The sequence below is a fragment of the Streptomyces sp. NPDC054840 genome (assembly GCF_053611065.1).
Genome location: NZ_JBSGZP010000893.1, coordinates 1 through 2,428, shown reverse-complemented (window position 1 = coordinate 2,428; position 2,428 = coordinate 1). Strand labels below are relative to the sequence as shown.

3 protein-coding genes are annotated in these 2,428 nt (G+C 72.7%); 2 read left to right on the top strand and 1 reads right to left on the bottom strand.

Annotated features, from left to right (window positions below):
* The coding region (locus ACWGIU_RS35600) for a GNAT family N-acetyltransferase (RefSeq protein ID WP_453712232.1) at positions 1-584 on the bottom strand (584 nt) is incomplete at its 3' end.
* A 543-nt stretch (positions 585-1,127) separates the two neighbouring features.
* On the opposite strand from ACWGIU_RS35600, the gene ACWGIU_RS35595 reads away from it, so the two are divergent.
* The gene (locus tag ACWGIU_RS35595; protein WP_453712231.1) at positions 1,128-1,538 is read left to right on the top strand and encodes a VOC family protein; all 411 of its coding nucleotides are present in this window, start codon (positions 1,128-1,130) and stop codon (positions 1,536-1,538) included.
* A 50-nt stretch (positions 1,539-1,588) separates the two neighbouring features.
* Entirely contained in the window at positions 1,589-2,272 is a 684-nt protein-coding gene (locus tag ACWGIU_RS35590) for a (2Fe-2S)-binding protein (RefSeq protein ID WP_453712230.1), read from the top strand.
* The last annotated feature ends 156 nt before the right edge of the window (positions 2,273-2,428 follow it).

The following is a 2,428-nucleotide window of genomic DNA, read 5'->3' as shown; positions in this document are numbered from 1 at the left end:
GAGTAGAAGGCCGTACTGCGGACGGCGCCGTCGAGCCCCCGCGAATGGGCCCGGCGCACCCCCTCACAGGTGAAGCCCAGCCGTTCCATCGCGGCTCTCGACCGGCCGTTGCGCGCGTCCGCGCGCAGCGAGATACGCCGTACCCCCCAGGTCTCGAAGGCATGGCGGAGCATGAGCAGCTTCGCCTCGGTGTTGATGCCGGTCCCCTGGGCGCCCGGGGACAGCCAGGTATTGCCGATCTCGGCGGCATCGGGGATCGCCGTCGCCGGATCGCCGAACGGGACTCCGGGCACGGCGGGCCAGACCAGAGGCCCCTGCCAGTAGTCGAGTTCCAGGAACCGGGTCGAACCGACGACCCGCCCGTCGGTGGCTCTGACCACCGCGAACGGGAGCGATCGACCCGCGGCCTGATCGGCGAGGGCGCGTTCGATGTACTCGTGTGACGCCTGCACACCGTGGGGCACGGGAGTGAAGGCGTAAGTCGTACGATCCTCGGCCCCGGCCACGGCCAGAGCCTCGGTGTGGTGGGGGGCGAGGGGCTCGAGCCGCACGGTGCGGCCCGCGAGGTGTACGGGTACGGGCACGGAGCCTTCGGTCCTTCTGGGCGGTGGGGTGGTTGCACAGTCTGCGTCCATGACGTCGCCCCCCGTGCAAAACACGAGTGAAAGGCAACCGGCTGTCAGGTGAACGCGAGTGGCTCAATGTAGCTCCTCGAAGTCCTCTCTTGAACCCCCAATTCGGCAATGGCGCGACACTGTTTTTCGGGGACTCGGGTCTTCGCCGCGGAGCGCCCGTCATCACGATCCACGGACATGACCTCCACCGTACGACGTGGGCCCTCCGGAGGGCTGTGCCGACCGCCGCCGGTCACCGTGTGATCATGGCTGACCTGCGAGGATGAGAAAAAAGTCCGGTGGTCCCGAGCGAGGCCCCGCGCGCCGATCCCGCAGCCCGTCCCGGCGTCGCACCGACCCGCCCGGGCATCGAACAGATGGTCGTCGGCGGTGTGTCCGTGAACGGTGGGATCACGGAGCGGTACGACTACGCCACCCGGGTCCGGTACGGCGGTTCCCGAGGGGGCCGCCGTAGAGTCGGGACGATGTTTCCGTCGGTCGAGGAGGGCGTTCATGCTGCGAGGGTTTGCGACGATCAACTTCTGGGCCGACGACCTGGAGGCGGCGAAGGCCTGGTACACCGAGGTCCTCGGGATCGCCCCGTACTTCGAGCGTCCCGGGTACGCCGAGTTCCGCATCGGCGACTACCAGCACGAGCTGGGCATCGTCGACCGCCGTTACGCCCCGCCGGGCGCGGCCGAGGGCCCGGGCGGCGCGGTGGCCTACTGGGCTGTCGACGACCTTCCCGCCGTCCGGCAGCGGCTGCTTGATCTGGGGGCCGACGAGTACCAGCCGGTGACCGCGCACGGTGACGGGGGCTTCGTCACGGCGGCCGTCACCGACCCGTTCGGGAATGTGCTCGGCATCATGCGCAACCCGCACTACCTGGAGGTCCTCGAAGGAGCGACTCCGGACCCGGCCTGATCCCGGACCCGGCCTGACCCCCGTCCCGCGCCGCTGAGATCATTTCGGCCATGGACGACGTACTGCGGCGACTGGCCGCCGTGGGGCCCTTCTTCACCGTGCCGTACGGGAAGGAGCCGCCCGGTGCCGGTTTCCGGCCGCTCACCGCGCTGTACGGGGAGCGGCTCGTGCCGTACGTGGCCGAGGTGGGCCGGCGCATCGGCACCGGACCCGGCCGGGTGGCCGCCTCGACCGCGCAGCTCGGGATCGCCTCCCGGCTCTGGTCGCTGGGGCTCGGCTGCGCGGCACTGGCCGGCCGGGTGCCGGACCTGGCCGCCGACCGGGTGTGGTGGCGGCTGCCGGACGCTGGATCGCTCCAGCTGTGGCTGCCCGAGCCCGCCCCGGGCCGGCCGGCCGAGGCCCTCGGGGAGAACGTCCTGGCGAACCTGGCCGTGCTCGAGGAGGGCCTGCGCGAGCGCTTCGGGGTCTCGCCGAAGGTGCTGCGGGGGAACGCGGCGTCCGGGCTCGTCGGGGCGCTGCGGGTGCTGATCGACCGGGTGCCGGGCGGCGCGGCCGTGGAGCTGGCGGGAGCGCTGCTGAGCGACGGCGGAGCGCTGGCGGGAACCGGCACCTTCATCCACGAGGAGGGGCTCGGGGTGGCCTTCGTACGGCGCAGCTGCTGCCTTTACTACCAGGTGCCCGGGGGCGGGCTCTGCGGGGACTGCGTGCTGCGGACGGGGCGGCGGACCGGCTGACGGTCCCGGGGCGGCGCGCGGGCCGCTCGGAGCGGGGGAGGGCGCGCCGACCCGGGCCGGTCACGGGCCCGGCGTACGGTCCGCTGCACGACCGCCCGCACGCCGCACGCCGCACCCGCCTTCCGCACCCACCCGCCGCGCGGCCCTGACCGGGCT

Excerpts from the sequence above, each read along its gene's own strand:
- ACWGIU_RS35595 (WP_453712231.1), top strand. The coding sequence starts at position 1,128 with ATGCTGCGAGGGTTTGCGACGATCAACTTCTGGGCCGACGACCTGGAG.
- ACWGIU_RS35590 (WP_453712230.1), top strand. The coding sequence starts at position 1,589 with ATGGACGACGTACTGCGGCGACTGGCCGCCGTGGGGCCCTTCTTCACC.